General features: G+C 72.8%; 14 protein-coding genes. 9 read left to right on the top strand and 5 right to left on the bottom strand.

All coding sequences use genetic code 11. The features are described from left to right. Positions 1-290 precede the first annotated feature (290 nt). Entirely contained in the window at positions 291-650 is a 360-nt protein-coding gene (locus ACFOVU_RS28845) for an Rv3654c family TadE-like protein (protein WP_378538616.1), read from the top strand. Between the two features lie 1,582 nt (positions 651-2,232). On the opposite strand, the gene ACFOVU_RS28850 is transcribed toward ACFOVU_RS28845, so the two are convergent. From ACFOVU_RS28850 to ACFOVU_RS28870, 5 genes are all read right to left on the bottom strand, one after another. Further along, complete coding sequence (locus ACFOVU_RS28850) at positions 2,233-2,982, bottom strand: type II secretion system F family protein (protein ID WP_378538617.1); 750 nt, start codon at positions 2,980-2,982, stop codon at positions 2,233-2,235. Positions 2,983-2,987: 5 nt separating this feature from the next. Beyond that, positions 2,988-3,809, bottom strand: a complete 822-nt coding sequence (locus ACFOVU_RS28855) for a type II secretion system F family protein (RefSeq protein WP_378538618.1) — start codon at positions 3,807-3,809, stop codon at positions 2,988-2,990. A 748-nt stretch (positions 3,810-4,557) separates the two neighbouring features. Beyond that, complete coding sequence (locus ACFOVU_RS28860) at positions 4,558-5,775, bottom strand: TadA family conjugal transfer-associated ATPase (RefSeq protein ID WP_378538619.1); 1,218 nt, start codon at positions 5,773-5,775, stop codon at positions 4,558-4,560. Beyond that, positions 5,772-6,959, bottom strand: coding sequence for a septum site-determining protein Ssd (ssd, locus tag ACFOVU_RS28865; protein WP_378538620.1), 1,188 nt, complete (start codon positions 6,957-6,959; stop codon positions 5,772-5,774). The genes ACFOVU_RS28860 and ssd overlap by 4 nt, the downstream gene beginning before the upstream one ends. Before the next feature lie 1,185 nt (positions 6,960-8,144). After that, the gene (locus tag ACFOVU_RS28870; RefSeq protein ID WP_378538621.1) at positions 8,145-8,945 is read right to left on the bottom strand and encodes a Fic family protein; all 801 of its coding nucleotides are present in this window, start codon (positions 8,943-8,945) and stop codon (positions 8,145-8,147) included. 131 nt (positions 8,946-9,076) lie between these two features. On the opposite strand from ACFOVU_RS28870, the gene acs reads away from it, so the two are divergent. The 8 genes from acs to ACFOVU_RS28910 all read left to right on the top strand — a co-directional run bounded on the left by acs (position 9,077) and on the right by ACFOVU_RS28910 (position 19,752). Beyond that, on the top strand, positions 9,077-11,053 hold the full coding sequence (acs, locus tag ACFOVU_RS28875; RefSeq protein ID WP_378538622.1) for an acetate--CoA ligase: 1,977 nt from the start codon (positions 9,077-9,079) through the stop codon (positions 11,051-11,053). A 178-nt stretch (positions 11,054-11,231) separates the two neighbouring features. Beyond that, complete coding sequence (locus tag ACFOVU_RS28880; protein WP_378538623.1) at positions 11,232-11,666, top strand: phage holin family protein; 435 nt, start codon at positions 11,232-11,234, stop codon at positions 11,664-11,666. 23 nt (positions 11,667-11,689) lie between these two features. Beyond that, positions 11,690-12,601, top strand: coding sequence for an alpha/beta fold hydrolase (locus ACFOVU_RS28885; RefSeq protein ID WP_378538624.1), 912 nt, complete (start codon positions 11,690-11,692; stop codon positions 12,599-12,601). A gap of 99 nt (positions 12,602-12,700) precedes the next feature. After that, positions 12,701-13,252: a DUF309 domain-containing protein gene (locus ACFOVU_RS28890; RefSeq protein WP_378538625.1), complete on the top strand. Its 552-nt coding sequence runs from the start codon at positions 12,701-12,703 to the stop codon at positions 13,250-13,252. A gap of 543 nt (positions 13,253-13,795) precedes the next feature. After that, positions 13,796-16,207, top strand: a complete 2,412-nt coding sequence (locus ACFOVU_RS28895; protein WP_378538633.1) for a sodium-translocating pyrophosphatase — start codon at positions 13,796-13,798, stop codon at positions 16,205-16,207. A 313-nt stretch (positions 16,208-16,520) separates the two neighbouring features. After that, positions 16,521-17,135 carry an IS607 family transposase gene (locus ACFOVU_RS28900; RefSeq protein ID WP_378538634.1) on the top strand — a complete coding sequence of 205 codons (615 nt, stop codon included), beginning with the start codon at positions 16,521-16,523 and terminating at the stop codon, positions 17,133-17,135. Beyond that, on the top strand, positions 17,132-19,096 hold the full coding sequence (locus tag ACFOVU_RS28905) for a zinc ribbon domain-containing protein (RefSeq protein WP_378538626.1): 1,965 nt from the start codon (positions 17,132-17,134) through the stop codon (positions 19,094-19,096). The genes ACFOVU_RS28900 and ACFOVU_RS28905 overlap by 4 nt, the downstream gene beginning before the upstream one ends. A gap of 152 nt (positions 19,097-19,248) precedes the next feature. Beyond that, positions 19,249-19,752, top strand: coding sequence for a SixA phosphatase family protein (locus ACFOVU_RS28910; protein WP_378538627.1), 504 nt, complete (start codon positions 19,249-19,251; stop codon positions 19,750-19,752). The last annotated feature ends 269 nt before the right edge of the window (positions 19,753-20,021 follow it).

A 20,021-nucleotide genomic window follows, 5' to 3' on the forward strand; every position in this document is an offset into this window, starting at 1 on the left:
CTCCGAAGCCCGCGAACGCCTATGACCGTGCGCCGTGTGGCGCGCGGGGTCGAAGGAGGCCCCCAGTGCGCTGTGTTCCGCCGTTCCGGCATGGGACGTCTACGGGGTCACGCAAGCTCGTGGACGGCGGATGTTGCCGGCACGTCCTGACCTCGCCCCGGTCTCGGAGGATCGCGTGCGCCGGCGACCGTGCGCCGTGTGGCGCCGGAGGTGACGGGAGGCCCGCCGAACGGCGTGTTCCGCCGCTCGGGCGCGACGGACCCGTGCCCCTCCCTCCGGGGCACGGGAGGATGCCCCGCGCCGGAACGGCGCCGGACCGCGGTTCTGGGACGGTCTGGACGCTCGTCCTGTGCATGATCGTCTGGTTCACCGCGCTTGCGGTGCTCGTCGTCGCAGGGGTCCGCGCCGACCGCCACCGCGCGGCCACCGCCGCCGACCTCGCCGCCGTGGCCGGGGCCCGCGACGCCGCCCACGGGAGCCGCCTCGCCTGCGCCACGGCTCGAGAAGTCGCTGCGGCCAACGATGCCCGGCTCACGTCCTGCACGGTCACCGGCCTCATCCTGCACACCGAGGTCAGCACCCCCACACGCACCTGGCCCGGCAACGTGACCGCCCGCGCCGCCGCCGGCCCCGTCGAAGCCCCCGGGTGACATCGCCATTCGCTGAAACGCCGCCCCGAGCAACGGAAACGGAGCACGCGCGCCGATGACATCTCCCGCCACGGAGTGCCGCACATCCCCGGCCCACGCACGCGCAGGGGCCTCGGAGCGGGCGCACCGCCCTCCCGCGCGGGCCGACCATCGCTCATGTCTCTGCGGAGCCGTGGTCCCCCGGGGCCAAGGCGTGGGACGCGCACGCCCACCCGGCGGGGGCGCGGTAGGGCCGTGCCCGTCGCGGTCGCCTCCGCCGAAGGGCCAGGGCGGCGGGTGCGCACTTGGGCGTCGGCAGATCGACCGAACGCGTGCCGACCGCGCCGCCGATCGAGCGAGACACCCTCCGCCGCGTGAGCGGACCGTCCGGTCCTTCGCAGGTGGGGCCGATGCCCCCAACAACGATCCGCGGAGGTCCGCCTTCGTCTCTCACCGCCTCAGGCCCTAAAGCCGGGGGCGAAGACCCCGGACGCGCGTCCGGCCGGCCACCCGGGGACGTCACCCCATCGCCGGCGACCACAGACCACGATCCACCGGCCGTATCCGGCCCTGCGGGCCATCCGACGACTTATGGAGGACTCCATGTTCGAGCGTGTCGACGTTGTTTCCGGGATCCGGGCCGCCGCCATGGCCGCATCGGCCATCGTGATCTGCGGCGGGTTCTCCATCCCCGGCCCCGGAGGGGAGGGGATCGTCGACCTCGATGCGCTGGACGTCCGCATCGGCCCTGACCCCCATGGAGCAGGGGCGGACGCCGCGCCATCGCCGAACCCGCCGGTCGACATTTCGCCGTCCCCGTCCCCGTCCCCACCTCCGCCCTCCGACCATGACGACGATTCATCGGAGCCGGAGGACCCGGCCGGTGCAGTCCCACTGGTGCCGTCCCCCATCGTCGATCCGCGCCCTCTCCTCCCCTGGGAGTGGCCCGCACCGCCACCGGGGATCGATCCCGGCGACCTCCCTGATCAGCGCCCGCCCGGACTTCCCGTCCCACCCGACCTCACGGAGCCCCCGGAACCGGAGCGGAACCACGACCGTGCACCCGTGACCCACGACGCCCCTGCCGCCGACGACGAATCATCCGGGTCCTCGTCCGATGCCCCTACCGACCACGAGCCGGAACCGGAGCCGGGCTCCCCGAACGCGTCGGACGACGCTGCACCGGCCGGCCCGGCGATGGCAGCGGGGCCCGACCGAGCCGACACGTCCGGCCACGCCGCTGGTGCCGGCCCCGCGCCCGCCGTCCCGAGCTCTCCGGAGGCCGAACCTCCCGACGGGGGCACGGATACCGGCGGCACGTCGTCCTCCGCTTCCTCCGCAGCGGGGAAAGCGACCGACCCGCAGACCGGCGCACCGTCGGCGGGTCCGGCGCGTCCCCCGCAGGCGGCGCCGCAGCCGATCACCGGCCTCGGGCACCGGCCCGCCGACCACACCTCCGTCGCCGGGGGAGGGCTCGCCGGAACGCTCGCGGCGTGGACACTCGTCCTGCTCGCCGTCGGGACCCTCGCCCTCCGGCTGACGGTCGGCTGGCCCCGGTTCCCGCCCCGCTATCTTGGCCGGCGCCGGGCGTCCGGCCTGCGGGTCAGGGGGTCATCAGGCCCGAAATGAGGCCCGCGGCGAGCGGCACCACCCCGATGAGCACGAACGCCGGAAGAAAGCACACCCCCAGAGGGACCACCACGAGCACCCCCAGCCGCTGAGACCGCGCCAGCGCCCGGTCCCGGGCGCCGGCGCGGATCTCGGCCGCTTGGCGGTGGAGGAGATCGGCCACGGGCGCGCCGCTGTCGGCGGCTCTGGCCACGGCGCGCCCCACCGCCGTGACGTCAGGCGGTCCCGCCACCCGGCCCCATGCGCTGACGGGATCGGCGCCGAGCCGCAGCTGATCTGCCACCCCGCCGAGGAGCGCGCCCAGGGGTCCGGGCACCGCCTGGGTGACGGCCGCCAGGGTGTCGGGCATGGTGCAGCCGGCCCGTAGCCCGGCCGCCATCAGGTCCACGGCCATGGGCAACTCCGCCACCAGCCGCGCGCGTTCCCGTTCACCCGGGCCGGACGCCCCCCGTGCCAGGCGCCGCCATCCCGCCACCGCCAGCGGAACCCCGATGAGGGCGCCCGCGACGGGGCCGGCGACCAGCGCCAGGGTCAGTGCGGGCAGCATCGGGACGGCCCAGAGGACCGCCCGCCCGGCGCGGCTGTTCAGGCTCCGGGCGGCGGGTGGCGCGGCCCCGGGAAGCAGGGAGCGGAGCCGCGTGCGGACGAGTGCCCGAGGGGACCCTGAGAGCAGCACCGCCGCCGCGGTCCCGAGAGCGATCACGCCGACATCCAGCACCGTCATCGCCGCTACACCGCCCCGTAGGCGGCCATGGCCCCGCGGACCATCCGCCGGGTCCACCAAAGGCCGAGCGCGTCGAGGGAGACTCCGGCGCCGAGGCACGACAGTCCCGCGGGGGTACCGAACAGGAACGCGAGCGGGGCGCCGCCCAGCGCCGTGGACATCGCGAGTCCGAGCGCCGGGAGCACGCTCAGTACGATGGCGGTGGTGCGCGGCCCCGAGAGGTGGGCGGCGACCTCCCGCCGCGCCGCATCCTCCTGTGCCAGGCTCTCGGCCAGCCGGTCGATGACATCGGCGAGCCCGGCGCCGGTTCCGGCCGCCACACTCCAGCACGCCCCGAGGTAGCGGAGCCCGGCCGCTCCGGGGAGCGCAGATGCGTCCCGGAGGGCGTCGACCGGGTCGCGTCCGCCCCGGGCCGCCGCCACGACGGGGGCGAGTTCGGCGGCGATGGGCGGATCCAGCGCGGCTATCCCGGATTCGACGGCGGCCAAGGGAGCGCGGCCCGCTCGGAGTTCGGCGGCCAGGGCGCGGCACAGCTCGATGACCGCCCGCCCGCGCCGCCGGGACGCCCGGCCCGAGGCGCCATCGATCCGCGCACGCAGCCACGCCGTCATCGTCGCCACAACGGCCGGGGGGCCGTCCGCTTCCGCGCGGGTGGCCGCCCCGGTCCGCCCGCCACCGGCCGCGCGGGTGAGCGCGCCACGCAGCCGGACGGTCGCCATGGAGGGGAGCGCCCGGGCGACCACGAGTCCCGCAGCGCAGACGAGCATCAGCCACCACCCGGTTTCCGCCCGGATCAGCGGATCGATGAGATCGACCGGAGCAGTCATCGGGCGCACCGCCCTTCGGACGCCGGGCCCGCCGACCGGACCGCGATCGAACGGCCGTGCCGTTCGCTTCCCCGCAAGCCCGGCGAACCCCACTGGATCTGCCCTGTCGCTGTGCGGCGGCCGGCGGGCGTTCCCGGAGGATGGCCGCCGCCGGCGCACGACCCGAACCGGATCGCGCCGCACCAGCGAACGCCAAGGGCGCGTTCCCGTGCGGCTCGGGAGGTCGATCCGGCGAGGTGGGGTCGCTTCCCGGAGGCTTCGTGGGGGATGGGCGGTGCGGCGGGTCGGCGGCACGTGGGCGGTGGATCCGTTGCGTGGTGGTCGGACACGGTGACTCCGTGGGGTGTCGGGCGGTCCTGGAGGGTTGGCGTAGCCGGTGGGGGATGTCCGTGCGGCCGACGCTGCGGGCTCTTCCCCTCGGGGCGCCGATCGGGATCGGGGCAGGGTCGGCGTTCGGACATGACGACGGGGAGTTTCGGGCCGGTCGGTGTGGTGACGAGCGCCCGGAGCTCTGACGGGACGCATACGCGGCCGGGTGTGGTCTGGCAGGCTGGGCGCCGTCGGGCCCTGAGGACCGGCCGTCGTGATCGATTCGGCCGGCTCCGTGGGGTCGTCCAGGGCCGGGGACGACCGTCGGTCGTGGACTCGCGATGTTGGGCTCCGTCTGTGCGCCAGGTATCCGGCCGCGGAGGTCGTGTGGGCGGTGGCCTCCCACCGGTTCGGCGGGCTTTCGTCCTCCCGGGGATCGTCAGGGCTCAGGCGTTCTCGCCGCCGGCGGTCCGGCGGCCGGGGTGAGGGCGATGCGGGACGTGAGTGCGGGCAGGCCGTCGTGGGAGGTGATCGTGCCGTTCGCCGTGAAGCGCACCGCGGGGACGGCTTCGACCAGGCCGGTCGGCGCGCGACGCAAAACGCAGATTTCGGCGACGCGGCGGTTACCGCCAGGGCCCCGGTGGAGGTGGACGATGACCACGCGTGTGGCGGCGAGCTGACTGTGCACCGCTTCGCGGCTGAGCCCGGCCGCGCAGCCCAGGGCCTCGATGCGCGCCGGGACGTCGACCGCGGCGTTGGCGTGGATCGTGCCGGATCCCCCTTCATGGCCGGTGTTGAGCGCTGAGAGCAGGGTCACGACCTCGGCGCCGCGCACCTCGCCCACCACCAGCCGGTCCGGGCGCATTCGCAGCGCCTGGCGGACCAGCTGGTGGATGCCGATCTCTCCGCTGCCCTCGATGTTGGGCGGCCGTGCCTGGAGGCGGACCACGTGCGGATGGTCGGGCATCAGCTCCGCGGAGTCCTCGACGAGGACCAGCCGTTCCCGGTGGTCGGTCAGGGAGAGCAGTGCGGACAGCAGGGTCGTCTTCCCGGTGCCCGTTCCGCCGCAGATCAGGAACGCGGCACGGGATGCGATGAGCGCGGAGAGAAGCCTGGCGCCCGAGGCTGGCACCGTGCCCGACGTGACCAGCTCGTTCAGGGAGAACACGGTCCGCCGGGGGAGCCGGAGCGACAGGCAGGCGCCTTCGGGTGCGACCGGAGGCAGGACGGCGTGGAGGCGGGCTCCATCGGGAAGCCGGGCATCGACCCAGGGCGCCGCTGCGTCGAGGCGGCGGCCCGCCTGTGCGGCCAGGCGCTGGGCGAGCCGCCTGACGGAGTCGTGGTCGGGGAACACGACGCCGGGCGCCCGGCGCAGGCCGCCGCCGTCGTCGACCCACACCTCTCCGGGGCCGTTCACCAGGATGTCGGTGATGCCGGGGTCGGCGAGCAGGGGGTCGAGCGGTCCGGCTCCGGCGAGGTCGGCGCGCAGTACCCGGACGAACGAGAGCACTTCGGCGTCGCCGAGGACGCCGCCTTCGGCGCGGAGCGCGGCGGCGACACGGGCGGGCGTGGGGTCGGCGGCTTCACGGGCGAGGCGGGTCCGGACCGAATCGAGCAGCGCCGGGTCGGGCACGGGGTGCGCGGAGTCGGCGGTCATGAGGGGGTGCCTCGTCGGCGGCGCCGTATCGGCGCGGCGCCGCGATCCGCGGCCGGGCCGCCGCCGGTCCGGCCGCGCGTGTTCCCGGAGCCGCCGGAGCCGCCGGAGCGGTCCAGGAGCGTCGCGACGATGCCGTCGGCGAACCTGGCCAGAGGAGAGGAACGGCGCCCCGCGGGCGGGTCGCCGCGATCCAGGGTCCGGGCGAGGCCGGGCTCGGTCGGCAGTTCACCGAGCATCGGGAGGTCCAGGGCGTGGGACACGGTTTCGGCGGGGAGGTCGGGGCAGGCCCCGCGGACGACGATCCGGAGGTCGCCGGTGTGCTGGCGCAGCTGCGGCACGAGCCGGTGGGCGGACATGACGGCGTGCAGGTCGGCCGGGACGACCAGCAGGGCGGTGGTGCTGCGGCGCAGCGCCTCGCCGGAAGCAGAATCGAGCGCGCGGGGGAGGTCGACCACGACGAGGTCGGCACCGCGTGCCGCGGACGACAGGACGGATCGCATGGCGATCACCGGGATGGGGACGGCGGGGCCGTGGTCCCAGGTGAGCACCGCGCAATCGCGGATGTCGGGGAGCGAGGTCCGCAGCGCGGCCCAGTTCATCCGGCCTTCGCGTGCGGAGAGGTCGGACCACCTGCTGCCCGTGGCGTGCTCGCCGCCGATGAGCAGGTCGAGCCCGCCGCCGAGAGGGTCGGCGTCGATCAGCGCGGTATCCGCTCCGTGCCGCGGACCGGCCAGAGCCAACGCGATGGCCAGTGTGCTGGCGCCGGCTCCGCCGCGGCCGCCGACGACCGAGACGATCGGTGCCGGGGGCGTGCGCGGGCCGGCGGATTCGGCGAAGAGGTCGGCGAGGCGGGGTTCGTCGTGGGGGAGGCGGAGAACGGCGCAGGCACCGATCCGGGCCGCGGCGGTGCCCGGTTTCGCAATACGGATGCGGGGTTCCGGGCCGTCCTCGCGTTCGGCGACGACGACGAGCGGGTGCGGGTCGGGCTCCAGCTCGGCGACGCCGCCCAGGAGGTCTGCTCCCACGACGATGAGTGACGCGCGCGGCCAGTCGCGCCCGGCGTGCTGTGCGGTGTGGGCGACGGTGGGCTCGACGGCCGCTGCGGCGGTGAGCCGGAGCAGGTCGTCGAGGAGGTCGGGGTCGTCGGTGACCAGGAGGGGACGGGACGGGTTCGGGGCTTCCACGGAGCCTCCGTGAGTGGTCGGGCGGGCCCGGAAGGACCGGCGGACGGGCCTCTTTCATGTGGCGGTGTGCGTGGCGGGTTCCCTGGACCGGCGGGTCGGGCTGCGGAGAAGGGAGGCGCCGCTCGGTGGCCGTTCGTGCGTGGTGAGGTCGGTGCGGCAATGGGCGCGAGCGTGACGCAGTGAGCGGGACGGTGTTGTGCCGCGGGGCGCACGTGAGTGGGGAAGGCGGCACGGGTGCATCGGGCGTCGGTCAGGGGCGCGGGCGATGCGGTGGCCGGGTGCGAAATCCGCGATGCGAGGTGGCTGCCCATATCCACGGTCCCTGATCCGGTCACCCCGGCGAAAGTCGACTTCCGCAACCTGTGGATATCGGAACGGCGAGCCGACGAGTGAGCGGAGGCGGCGCCGCCACCGGCCGAAGGCCCTCGTCCGCGGGGCCGTTGGAGCGTGCGGAGGCGCCACCTTCCCCCGGCCGTCACCAGGGGGTGTGGAAAGGCGACGGCCCCCGCCGGGGGGAGAGCGGGGGCCGTCTTACGGTCCGGCTCGGGGGGGTGGAGCCGGGCGCCGCATTCCAATCAGGTCATGTGGGCCGCCGGAGGAGGTTCCGTGGCCGGTCGCGGTGACCGTATCGGCGTGAGTACGGAAGCCGTGCGCCGCATGCACGGAGGGGGATTCCGGGGGAGATCCGGGTGTGCCGCCCGGCCGCGTATCCGGCGGCGGGGGAAGGGCGGGGCGATCCCGTTCTCAGGGAGGTAACAGATATGACACGCTACGTTACCACGCCGGTTTGTCGGCCTTATGGGGAAAGCTTGACCCCGCGCCCGTTTCGCGGCGCCGCCGATCGGAGTAGAAAGGGTGGTAAGGGGGAGGTCGACCCCACCCGCACGAAGACCGGGAACCCACGCGCCACCAAGCCGCGGGAGGCCCGTCCAGATCAGGCTCCACCTGGTCGGACTACATGAGTTGCACGCTTGATAGCCCGGTGGACGTGCTCGCGGCGGCGTCCGTGTTCGACCCGGAAGGGCGGGTACGGGCGCCGTTCGCATTCCCGGTGAATCTCGCAAACGCCCCAAAGCGCGCGATCGACGTCTTCGTGAAATGTGATCCAACCGAGACGAACGCCGTGCGCGTCGCAGACCCCCACGGATCGGGGTGTGTGCCGCCCCTGAACCACCGCGACGCAGGTCAGCCGCGCTTCAGCGCCTCACACGTCGCCAAGGAGTCGCGGGCGCCGGCCGCCACCGCGTCGCAGCAGTGGACCACCCACGCCGCCACGCCATCGGCCGTCCCGGAGGTGTAGCCGCGCAGTGCGGGACCGTACCCCTCGCGCAGTTCCTCGTGCCCCACTTCCGGCGGGACCAGCGACTTGGGGTCGAGCCCGCGCCGGATCAGCGTCAGCCGCTCCGCCGCCCGGGCCACCACGCCGTCGCCCCACCCGAACGGGCGCAGCGCCGCGAGCTCCCCGTGCACGATGGCGCCCACGACGAGCGCGGGCACCGAGGCGGGCGCGGCCAGCAGCGCGCCCAGGCCGTCGAGCCGGGCCGCCACTTCGGCCGGCCCGGGCGCGGGCCCCACACCGAGCGGATCGGCCGCCGGCTCCCCCAGTGTCCGCGGCCGCCCCAGCGCCGAGGCATCGACGCCGTCGGCGGCGGCCAGCGTGTGCAGCCGCGCCAGGACCTGGCGCGGGGCCTTGGGCCAGGTGTCGGCGAGCACGCCCAGCTCGCCCGACACGCGCAGCGCGCCTTTGACCCGGGGGTCGTCGCACGCACCGGCGCGCACCTGCTCCAGGGTGGCGTCGGCGCCGTCGAGGACCGCGGATGCGCGGGCGCCGCGCAGGGCGGACTCCATGGACACCTCCGCGCTGCGCCGGCGCAGCACGCGGTGGCCCAGCAGCCGGTCGACGATCGCACGCGTCTCCTGGACGGCGGCGTCAACGGGGGCAAGCCGGGCGATCTGCTCAAGGGGATCGGCTGACACTGCGCTCACCCTTCGAACCTTACGCGCGGGTAACACATGCGCCGTCCGTCTGCCCCCTTGTAACGGCCACGTGCTCTTGATGGAGTGGTCTCCACCACATACTCGAGTCGTGGGTTCGTGAACAACAAGGAGACGTAACCGTGGCTGAGACTCCCCGGGAGCAGGGACACGAGACGCTGTCCAACCTTCTTCAGGAAACGCGGCGGTTCCCGCCCCCCGCGGATCTCGCCGCCGACGCGAACGTCAAGGAGGGCGACATCGAGGCCGCGGCGGCCGACCGCCTCGGCTTCTGGGAGGAGCAGGCGCGCAGACTGCACTGGGACCGGCCGTGGGACAACGTCCTGAACTGGAACCCGCCCTTCGCCGAGTGGTTCACCGGCGGCAAGCTCAACGCCGCCGTGAACTGTCTCGACCGCCACGTCGACGCCGGCCGCGGCGACCGCGTCGCCTTCCACTGGGAGGGTGAGCCGGGCGATACGCGGACCATCACCTACGCCCAGCTCACGGACATGGTCTGCCAGGCGTCCAACGCCCTCCTCGAACTCGGGGTGGCCAAGGGCGACCGCGTCGCGGTCTACATGCCGATGATCCCCGAGACTGTTGTCGCCATGCTCGCCTGCGCCCGCATCGGGGCCGTGCACATGGTGGTCTTCGGCGGCTTCTCGGTCGACGCCCTCGGGACCCGGCTCGACGACAGCGAGGCAAAGGTCGTCGTGACCGCCGACGGCGGCTACCGGCGCGGCAAGGCCAGCGCGCTGAAGGCGGCGGTCGACGACGCCGTGCGCGACCGGCCCGCGGTCGAGCACGTCCTGGTGGTGCGCCGCACCGGACAGGACGTGGAGTGGACCGAGGGCCGCGACGTCTGGTGGCACGACATCGTGGACCGCCAGAGCACCGACCACCAGGCCGAGGCCCACGACGCCGAGCACCCGCTGTACATCATGTACACGAGCGGTACCACGGCCAAGCCCAAGGGCATCCTGCACACCACCGGCGGCTACCTCACCCAGGTCTCCTACACGCACTGGGCCGTCTTCGACGTCAAGCCCGACACCGACGTCTTCTGGACCGCCGCCGACATCGGCTGGGTGACGGGCCACTCCTACATCGTCTACGGCCCGCTCTCCAACGGCGCCACCTCGGTGATGTACGAGGGCACCCCGGACACCCCCCACCAGGGGCGCTTCTGGGAGATCGTGGAGAAGTACAAGGTCACCATCGCCTACATGGCGCCGACCGCGATCCGCACGTTCATGAAGTGGGGCGCGGACATCCCCGCCCGCTTCGACCTCAGCAGCCTGCGGGTGCTCGGCTCGGTGGGCGAGCCCATCAACCCCGAGGCCTACATGTGGTACCGGACCAACATCGGCGGTGACCGCACGCCCGTCGTCGACACGTGGTGGCAGACCGAGACCGGCGCGATCATGGTCAGCCCGCTGCCCGGCGTCTCTTCGGGCAAGCCCGGCGCCGCGATGCGGCCGATCCCCGGCGTCGTCGTCGATGTCGTCGACGACGAGGCGAAGTCCGTGCCCAACGGGGGCGGCGGCTTCATCGTGATCCGCGAGCCGTGGCCCGCGATGCTCCGCGGTATCTGGGGCGACCCCGAGCGCTACAAGCAGACCTACTGGTCGCGCTTTGAAGGCCTGTACTTCCCCGGCGACGGCGCGAAGCGCGACGAGGACGGCGACATCTGGCTGCTCGGCCGGGTCGACGACGTCATGCTCGTCTCGGGGCACAACATCTCCACCACCGAGGTGGAGTCCGCCCTCGTCAGCCACCCCAAGGTGGCCGAAGCCGCGGTCGTGGGCGCCACCGACCCCGTCACCGGGCAGGCGATCGTGTCGTTCGTGATCCTGCGCGGCGAGGCGGGCGAGGGCGGCGACGGCCTCGTCCAGGAGCTGCGCACCCACGTGGGCGACTCCCTCGGCGCCATCGCAAAGCCGCGGCAGATCCTGGTCGTGCCCGAGCTGCCCAAGACGCGCTCCGGCAAGATCATGCGCCGGCTCCTGCGCGACGTCGCCGAGAAGCGCACGATGGGCGACGTCTCCACGCTCACCGACTCGTCGGTGATGGACGTGATCGCGGCCAAGCTGCCCGACGCCAAGGGCGAGGAGTAGCGGCCGCCGGGCGGGGCGGCGCCGCCGGAGCCGCCCCGCCCGCACCCCCCATCCGGCGGCCGCGCACCCCCTTCACGCGCGGCCGCCGATCCGGCGTGCGCGCGCGGCGGATGCGGCCAGGGCGGCGATGTGTGCAAGGATGCGGAGGACCCACGTCCCAGCGAAGGGAGCCACCTCGATGCCCGAGACCCGATCGGGTGGCCAGGAGTCCGAGGACTTCGACGCCGCCGAGCGCTCGCTCGGAGAGCTGTTCTCCGACGCCGGCGGCAACGTCTCGCGGCTCATCCGCCTCGAACTGGAACTCGCCAAGCTGGAGATCGCGCGCGACGCGAGCCAGATCGCCCGCGGTTCGGTCATGTTCATCGGCGCCGCGGTCATGGCCCACATGGTGCTGGTCCTCGCGTCGATCACCCTGGGCCTGGGCCTCTGGGCGCTGGGGCTCGCGGCCTGGCTCGCGTTCCTCATCGTCACCGTGCTCTACGTGCTGCTCGCCGGGCTCCTGGTGTTCCTCGGCAACCGCAGGCTGAAGAAGATCCAGGGGCTGCCGCGCACCGGCGTCACCATGGCCCGCACGATGGCCGTGCTGCGCCGCGAGCACCCCGCGGACTTCTGAGGGCCCTGATCGGCGGACCGAGCGTGACCGGGGAAACGGCGGTCCTCATCGACGGCCCGTGGACGCACCGTACCGTGACCGCAGCGGGTACCCGGTTCCACGTGGCCGAGGCCGGCGACGGCCCCCTCGTCCTGCTGCTGCACGGGTTCCCGCAGTTCTGGTGGACCTGGCACGGGCAGTTCGCCCCGCTGGTCGACGCCGGATACCGCGTGGCGGCGGTGGACCTGCGCGGCTACGGCGCCAGCGACAAGCCGCCGCGCGGCTACGACCTCGTCACCCTGGCCTCCGACGCCGCCGGGCTGGTCCGCGCTCTCGGCGAGGCAAACGCCGCCGTCGTCGGGCACGCCACCGGCGGCCTCCTCGGCTGGACCATGGCCGCCTACCACCCCAAGTCCGTGCGGCGGCTGGCCGTGCTGTCGATGCCGCACCCGCTGCGGCTGCGCGGCGCGATGCTCGCCGGCCGCCAGGGCTGGGCGGGCCGGCACCTCTACGGCTTCCAACTCCCCGTGCTGCCCGAGCGTCGGCTGCTCGCCGACGCCGCCGCGCCCGTCGCCGCCATGCTGAGCGACTGGTCACGGCCCGGGTGGCCCGACCCCGTCACCGAACGCCGCTGCCGCGACGCCTTCCAGGTCCCCGGGGTCGCCCACGCCTCGCTCGAAGCCCACCGGTGGCTGTTCCGGTCGCAGGCGCGCCCCGACGGCCACCGCTACATGCGGCGCATGCGGCGGCCCATCGCCGTGCCCACCCTGCACCTGCACGGTGCACTCGACCCGTTCCTGCTGCCCGGCACCGCGCGCGGCTCCGGGCTCTTCGTCGACGCCCCCTACCGCTGGCGGCTCATCGACGGTGCGGGACACTTTCCCCACCAGGAACAGCCGGACCGGGTCAACAGGGCGCTCACGGGCTGGCTCGCCGACGCCGAGCCGGACACCTGACGGGAGCGCCCCGGCCCGCGGACGGGTGAACGAGGGCGGAGGACCAAGGGCGTCCCGTGGCCGCGCCGAGACCCCGCCAGGACGAGAACGGAGCGGCGCATGGGCGCGACAGAGGACGGCGGACGGGACCGCGACCCCAGCGGGCGGGCGCAGAACCAGCGCCCCCGCGACCGCCTCGGACGCCCCCTGCCCTACGGCTCCCCCGGGGTGCCCCGGGTCCCCGAGGACGCGGTGTTCACCGCCCAGGAGGGCCTGGACGCCGCACAGCGGTTCCTCGACGACGGCTATGCCTTCCATGCCCATGAAGTGCTGGAGGCCGTCTGGAAATCCGCCCCCGATGAGCAGCGCGAGCTGTGGCGCGGGCTGGCCCAGATCGCCGTCGGGCTCACCCACGCCCAGCGCGGCAACCGCGTCGGCGCCGCCCGGCTGCTGCGCCGCGGCGCCGACCGGGTCGAGGCGTACGGCCCGCAGGCCCCCGAGGGCACGGATGCCCTGGGCGCCGCCGCCTTCGGCCGGGGCGTCGCCGACGCCCTGGACCGCGGGGACGACGCGCCGATCGACACCGCCGGCCTCCGGCTGAGGCGCGGCGGTGAGTCCCCGGCGCCCCCGGCGGCACCGGGCGACGACGGCACGCCCCAAGGCGTGCGCTAGGACACATCGGCCCCGTTCCGGTGGCGAAGGCCGCCGCGGTCCGGTTGGCTGGGGGGAACGGGGAACACCCTCGCCCTCGGGCTCTCGTCCCGACGCGGCCTCCCATCGGCGTCGCTCGACCGGCGCGTGCGGTATTCATGCCTCTTTGAGCTGTTTATCCCTAATGCCCCGTTGCTTAATGTCTGATGATAAATGCTGAGTTCCATCCTCTATAAACTGAAATATCATGTTTTGGAGATCACCGTGTGATCACATATCCACGGCACGCCACTTAACTTCAGGCCCTCCTCTCACGTTTCGCGGTCGCGGTGCGTAGAATCCCCGACACCGTGCCCTTCGGAAACGCCGGTCACGGGAAGCTGAATATGTGTTGGTGGCACCCCGCATGACCCTGCACAGCGTGCCGTCGGGCTACCTGTTCGGGCCCAAATCCGGACGGCGGCGTGCGCGAGCGCGGGGCCGGGACGTGCCCGTCTCAAGGAGGACGGTTTGCCTGGGCTCAGCCTCGCCGCCGAAAGCGGTCCGGCTCTGGCTCTGAACGGCATGGATCTCACGCTGGTCGTCGTGGTCTTGGCGGTGGCGCTGCTGGCGCTCGCCGTGGCCGGATGGCTGGTGCGTGAAGTTCTCGCCGCGGGTCAGGGTACCGAGCGGATGCAGAACATCGCTCTCGCGGTACAAGAGGGTGCGGCGGCGTACCTCAAACGCCAGTTCCGCACCTTGGCGATTTTCGTCGTCGCCATTCCCCTGCTGCTCCTGCTCCTCCCCGCCGACAGCGAATCGGTGCGTTACGGCAGGTCGGTGTTTTTCGCGATCGGCGCGATCTTCTCCGCTCTCACCGGCTTCATCGGGATGTGGCTCGCAGTGCGCGGAAACGTCCGCGTCGCAGCGGCGGCCCGTGAAGGCGGCGAGAGCGGTGAACACGCCGCAATGCGGATCGCCTTCCGCACCGGCGGGGTCGCCGGCATGTTCACCGTCGGCCTCGGCCTCGCCGGCGCGGCCATCGTCGTCCTCCTGTACCGCGGCGAGGCCCCCCTCGTCCTGGAGGGCTTCGGGTTCGGCGCCGCCCTGCTCGCGATGTTCATGCGTGTGGGCGGCGGCATCTTCACCAAGGCCGCCGATGTCGGCGCCGACCTGGTGGGCAAGGTCGAACAGGGCATCCCCGAGGACGACCCGCGCAACGCCGCGACCATCGCCGACAACGTGGGCGACAACGTCGGCGACTGCGCCGGCATGGCAGCCGACCTCTTCGAGTCCTACGCCGTGGTCCTCGTGGCGTCGCTGATCCTGGGCCGCGTGGCCTTCGGCGTCGAAGGGCTGGTCTTCCCGCTCCTGGTCCCGATGATCGGCGTCCTCACCGCGATCATCGGCATCTTCGTCGTGCGGCCGCGCTCGCGCGACAGGAGCGCCATGGCGGCGATCAACCGCGGCTTCTTCATCTCCGCGATCATCTCCGCGGTCCTCGTCTCGGCCACCGCCCTCGTCTACCTCCCGTCCAGCTTCTCCGGGCTCAGCGGGGTCGACGCCGAGACCGCCGCCCTGGACGGCAACCCCGCCGTGATCGCGATCGGCGCGGTGCTGGTCGGCCTGGTCCTGGCCGCCGCCATCCAGGTCCTCACCGGCTACTTCACCGAGACCGACCGGCGCCCGGTCCGCGAGATCGGCGAGAGCTCCGAGACCGGGGCCGCCACCGTCATCCTCTCCGGCATCTCCGTCGGGCTGGAGTCGGCGGTCTACTCGGCGGTGCTCATCGCCGGCGCCGTGTACGCCGCGTTCATCATCGGCGGCGTCTCCGTCACCGTCAGCCTGTTCGCGGTCGCGCTGGCGGGCACCGGCCTGCTGACGACGGTCGGCGTCATCGTCGCCATGGACACCTTCGGCCCCGTCTCGGACAACGCACAGGGCATCGCGGAGATGTCCGGCGACGTCCAGGGCAGCGGCGCCGAGGTGCTGACCAGCCTCGACGCGGTCGGCAACACCACCAAGGCGATCACCAAGGGGATCGCGATCGCAACGGCGGTCCTCGCGGCCACCGCCCTGTTCGGCGCCTTCCGTACCTCGGTGGAGGGGGCGCTCGGGGACGCCGCGAGCAGCTTCAGCCTCTCCATCGACCAGCCCAATGTGCTCGTGGGCGTCATCCTCGGCGCCGCGGTCGTGTTCCTGTTCTCGGGGCTGGCGATCATGGCGGTCGGGCGCGCGGCCGGACGCGTGGTCCTGGAGGTGCGCGAGCAGTTCCGCACCCGTCCCGGGATCATGGACGGCACCGAGAAGCCCGAGTACGCGCGGGTCGTCGACATCTGCACCCGCGACTCCCTGCGCGAACTGGTGACGCCCGGCCTCCTGGCCGTGCTCACGCCGATCCTGGTCGGGTTCGCCCTGGGCTACGCCCCCCTGGGCGCGTTCCTCGGCGGGGCGATCGCCGCCGGGACGCTCATGGCGGTGTTCCTCGCGAACTCCGGCGGCGCCTGGGACAACGCGAAGAAGCTCGTCGAGGACGGCCACCACGGGGGCAAGGGCTCCGAGGCGCACGAGGCCACCGTCATCGGCGACACGGTCGGCGACCCGTTCAAGGACACCGCGGGGCCGGCCATCAACCCGCTGCTCAAGGTCATGAACCTGGTCGCGCTGATCATCGCGCCGAGCGTGGTCCTCTACGCGGAGAACACCGCCCTGCGCGTGGGGATCACGGTGGTGGCGCTGGGCGTCATCGCCGGCGCGATCGTGTGGTCCAAGCGCCGCTCCACCGAGGGCCCAGCTTCGGGGCTGCCCGCATCGGACGGTCGCGACTCGGGTACGGATGCGTCGTCCGGGACGCCCGGCCAGGCCGACGGCGGTACCGCCGTTCCCGGCGCGGACGACAACGCGGACGTCAACGCGAGCGTGCCCGGCATCGACGACTCCGCACCGGCGACCGACCGCAAGGAGCAGGCCCACGCGGGCGAGGGCGGCAACGGCTGACCCGATGACGTGATTCAGGGCACGCCCCCTGTTGCTGATGCCGTGGCCGCCGGGTCCGCCAAGGATCCGGCGGCCACGCCGTTTCCCGGCTCGGTGAGGGGTCGGTGAGGGGGAGGCCGCCGGTTCCAGCGAGCCCTCGGTCGTGGAGGTGACGGGACCCGTGGGGATGGAGTCGTCCGAGGTGGGACGGGGGAACGGGGGAGCGAGAGGGGTGGACGGAAGACGCGCATGGGAGACCATAGGCTCATCAACTTCATTAGTCATCCCTAGTGTTGTGCATGCATGTATATTTCCATGCATGGAGTTGCTGCGTATGTCCAAGGCTGCGAAGCGTCTCGGGATACACCCGATGACGCTTCGCCAGTGGGCGTTGGACGGCAAGATCCCGTTCACGTGGGTCGGCCGTGAGCGCCGGTTCTCCTCGGTGGACGTGGAGAACATGAAGCGCGGCAGCGACTCCTCAACTTCCCGGCCGCGTCGGGAGTTGCTGTATGTGCGAGTGTCCGGCTCGTCCAGGCAGGACTCCGACTCCTCGCTGGAGACCCAGGAGGCCGAACTGCGGGCCACTTCTACCGGCGAAATTGTCAAGGTCGTCAAGGATCGCGGCTCAGGCCTGAAGGAGAACCGGCCGGGCCTGAACCGGGTGGTGGCGATGGTGTCGGACGGCACAGTGACCGTCGTGCGCGTCACCCACGAGGACCGGCTGGCCCGATTCGGGGTGGGCTGGCTCAAGCGGCTGTTCGCCGTGTACGGGGTCACCGTCGAGGTGCTGCACCCCAAAAAGCCCGGCAGCCGCGATGAACTCCTCGACGACTTCGTCTGCCTGGTCACCACGTTCGCGGGCCGCTTGTACGGCATGCGCAGCGCGGAGAACCGCAAGCGGCTGCTGGCCGAGTCCGGCCAGTGCGACGAGGGCCGTGCCGCATGAGCCGGAACCGGAAACTACCGCTCGCCAAGGGCGAGACCTCCCGCACCGCCTGCGCCCGCGTCCTCATCCGGTCGGGCGTGGACGACACGACCGGCGAACTCCTCACCGCCACCGCTCTGGCCGAACGCGTGGGCTGGTGCACCGACCTGGTGACCGCGATGAGCGCCACGCTGATCGCCGACCACTGGAACGCCACCGACGTGAACGTACTGGCCTGCGGTAGGGACGCGGGCGGCAGGAAGCTGCCGTCGAACGCGTGGATGGCGCTGCGCCGCCTCGGCTGGACCACCACGTGCGAGGCGAAGGTGAACGACCGGATCGTTCGCATGGCCCAGGAGCAGGCCGGGCGCGCTTTGCGGTCGGTGAAGTGGCGTGCCGACCTGGTGACCGGTGTGCTGGCCGCATGGCCTGGCGACCCGAAGAAGCGCACGGCGGATGAGTGGGACCAGGTGCGGGCCGCGATACCGGGCGGCGCGTACCTGCCGTCCAGCGTCATCGGATCCCGCACCCGCCAGGTCGCCGCCTTCGAGCGCAAGAACGGGCGTCTCCCGGCCGACGTGTTCGAGCTCGAGCCCGCCCCGCGTGTGGCCAGGATGCTGCTGCTGGCCGCGTGTGACGCCCAGCAGGCCACCGTCGAACGATCGACCGCCGAGCCGACGAAGGCCCTGCTCCGGCTCCGGCTCCCTACCCGGCCCGACCCGCAGGCATATGGCCACTGGACCTGGGTGGAGTGCCCGATCGCCCTGCCGCCGACCGTCCCGGCCAACGCGGTGATCCACCTGCCGACCCTGCGCATCACGGGCCAGAAGGTACGCGCCGACGTGGTCTACACGCATCCGGTCCCCAAGGCCCGACGCAGCGGCCACACCGTGGCCTTGGGCGTGGACTGGGGCCTGAACACCCTCCTCAGCGCGGGCCCGGCCCGGCTGCACCAGGACGGGCGCATCACCGCTCTGGGGGCAGGTGCCCAGTTCCGGGCCGCTGGAGTGCTGGCCAAGCAGCACCGGCTCCGTCGTATCTCCGAGCGCCTGCACGCCAAGGCCGACCAGTACGTCCGCCTCGCCGACACCGGCCTTGACCGCAAGGCGCAGATCCTGGCACAGGAGATCCGGCGGGTCTGCGAGCGCCGCTCAAACCTCAACGACGCGTTGGCGTGGGCGGGGGCCCGGTGGGCCGTCGACCAGGCTGTTGGGGCCGGGGCGACGGTCATCTACCTGGAGGACCTGCGGTCGATGGAAGCGGGCGGTATGGGCCGTACCCACAACACCCGCATGTCCCAGACGGCGCGCGGGCGGATCGCCGACCGGATGCGGCACCTCGCCGCCGAAGTCGGGATCGCCGTGGTCATGGTGCCGCCGCGCAACACCTCCAAGCACTGCCCCCACTGCCTGATCCCGCTGGGCCACCGCAAGGCGCCCGACCGCCCTACCGTGCCGGGCTGGAAGTGGGCCATCTGCCCCAGCCCCGAATGCGGGTGGCAGGGCGACCGCGACCAGGGCGCCTGGCGACGTATCGCAGCACGCGGCCTCATCCACCAGACCACGACCGTCGTAGACCGCGCCAGCGGACAGATGGTGATCCGTGCTGTGGTGGACACGCTGGAGGCCAAGGCCGTTGTCAGGGCCGCCCCCACGACCAGCCGGCCGGACCGGTCCAAGACCGGCCCGACCCGGCCGCGCACCAACCGCCCTGCGCCCAGGCGACGCAGGGTTCCCTCCCCAGGACGGCCCTCGGGGCGTCCTGGCCAGCGTCCGGAGGGACACGCACCAACGGGCCGAACCCGGCTGCCGCGCGCAGCCCACCGGCACCAGGGCGTGACCACGATCAGCACACCCGCCACCGGCCACCGGCCACGCGGAGCGGAACTAGGGGCGGGATTCCATTTCCACGCTCATGCGACCCCGCCCAGGTGGGCAGAACCCGCGCCGGACCTTACAGTTCGTATAGGTTCACTGAGCTGATCAGAGACGCTGTGGCCTGAGCAGAGTTCACGCCAACGAATCGCGAGTGAGGAGCACGGTCCCGTGTCCGGTATGAAGGGGCTTGCCATCATCATGGGGGTCATGTTCGGCTCCCTGGCCCTGCTGGCCGTCATCGCCACGGTGCTGTCGCCATGAGCCGGCGACTCGTCATCCTGCGGCACGCACGGGCGGAGCACGGGTTCGCCGGTCCGGACCACGACCGTTCCCTGACGGAGAGCGGGCGCGCCCAGGCCCTTGAAGCGGGGAGACGGCTGGCGCTCGCCGGTCTCGTTCCCGACCACGTCATCTGCTCCACGGCGACACGGACCCGCCAGACCCTGGACGGGGTGCTGGCCGAGCTGCCGGCCAGGCCGAGCGTCGAGTTCGAGGAGTCGGCGTACGCGGCCGACCTCGACACCGCTTTCGCGCTGATCAATGCGGCCGATCCCGACGTGGGAACCCTGCTGCTGGTGGGCCACAACCCCACCATGGCCGACCTGGCGTCGGCGTTCATCGACGATCCAGGCCTGGTGTCCTTCCCGCCGGCGAGCCTCGCGGTCGTCGACCTGGAGGTGGAGTGGCTCTACGCGGCTCCGGGGACGGGCGACGGCCGCATCCTCGACGGTGAGGGACAGGTAGGGAAGGGTGAGGGGTAGTTCGCCCTAGCTCCACCGGGACGGGACCCGTTGGCCTGCGGTGTTCGGGGGACCGGCACGGAACCCCTGTGCCGCCCAAAATTTCTTCCGCGTTCAGGTTGGCGCCCGGCGGGACAGCGGCTATAGTCGTTCGAGTCGCCTGGCGCGGGCCTGTTGGGTCTGCCGGCCGGGCGGTGGTCTTCTCTCGGCCGATCCGCACACCGTCTGGTAACAGCGTCTGGTGGGCGGGGCCGCATCCGGTTGGTCTGTCTGGTTCTCGAGTGGTGTTT

The sequence above is a fragment of the Nocardiopsis sediminis genome (assembly GCF_042650565.1).
GTDB lineage: Bacteria > Actinomycetota > Actinomycetes > Streptosporangiales > Streptosporangiaceae > Nocardiopsis_B > Nocardiopsis_B sediminis.

What these genes read in the sequence shown, in the direction of transcription:
- ACFOVU_RS28845 (WP_378538616.1), top strand. Translation starts at nt 291, where the DNA reads ATGCCCCGCGCCGGAACGGCGCCGGACCGCGGTTCTGGGACGGTCTGG.
- ACFOVU_RS28850 (WP_378538617.1), bottom strand. Translation starts at nt 2,982, where the DNA reads ATGACGGTGCTGGATGTCGGCGTGATCGCTCTCGGGACCGCGGCGGCG.
- ACFOVU_RS28855 (WP_378538618.1), bottom strand. Translation starts at nt 3,809, where the DNA reads ATGACTGCTCCGGTCGATCTCATCGATCCGCTGATCCGGGCGGAAACC.
- ACFOVU_RS28860 (WP_378538619.1), bottom strand. Translation starts at nt 5,775, where the DNA reads ATGACCGCCGACTCCGCGCACCCCGTGCCCGACCCGGCGCTGCTCGAT.
- ACFOVU_RS28880 (WP_378538623.1), top strand. Translation starts at nt 11,232, where the DNA reads ATGCCCGAGACCCGATCGGGTGGCCAGGAGTCCGAGGACTTCGACGCC.
- ACFOVU_RS28890 (WP_378538625.1), top strand. Translation starts at nt 12,701, where the DNA reads ATGGGCGCGACAGAGGACGGCGGACGGGACCGCGACCCCAGCGGGCGG.
- ACFOVU_RS28895 (WP_378538633.1), top strand. Translation starts at nt 13,796, where the DNA reads ATGGATCTCACGCTGGTCGTCGTGGTCTTGGCGGTGGCGCTGCTGGCG.
- ACFOVU_RS28900 (WP_378538634.1), top strand. Translation starts at nt 16,521, where the DNA reads ATGTCCAAGGCTGCGAAGCGTCTCGGGATACACCCGATGACGCTTCGC.
- ACFOVU_RS28905 (WP_378538626.1), top strand. Translation starts at nt 17,132, where the DNA reads ATGAGCCGGAACCGGAAACTACCGCTCGCCAAGGGCGAGACCTCCCGC.
- ACFOVU_RS28910 (WP_378538627.1), top strand. Translation starts at nt 19,249, where the DNA reads ATGAGCCGGCGACTCGTCATCCTGCGGCACGCACGGGCGGAGCACGGG.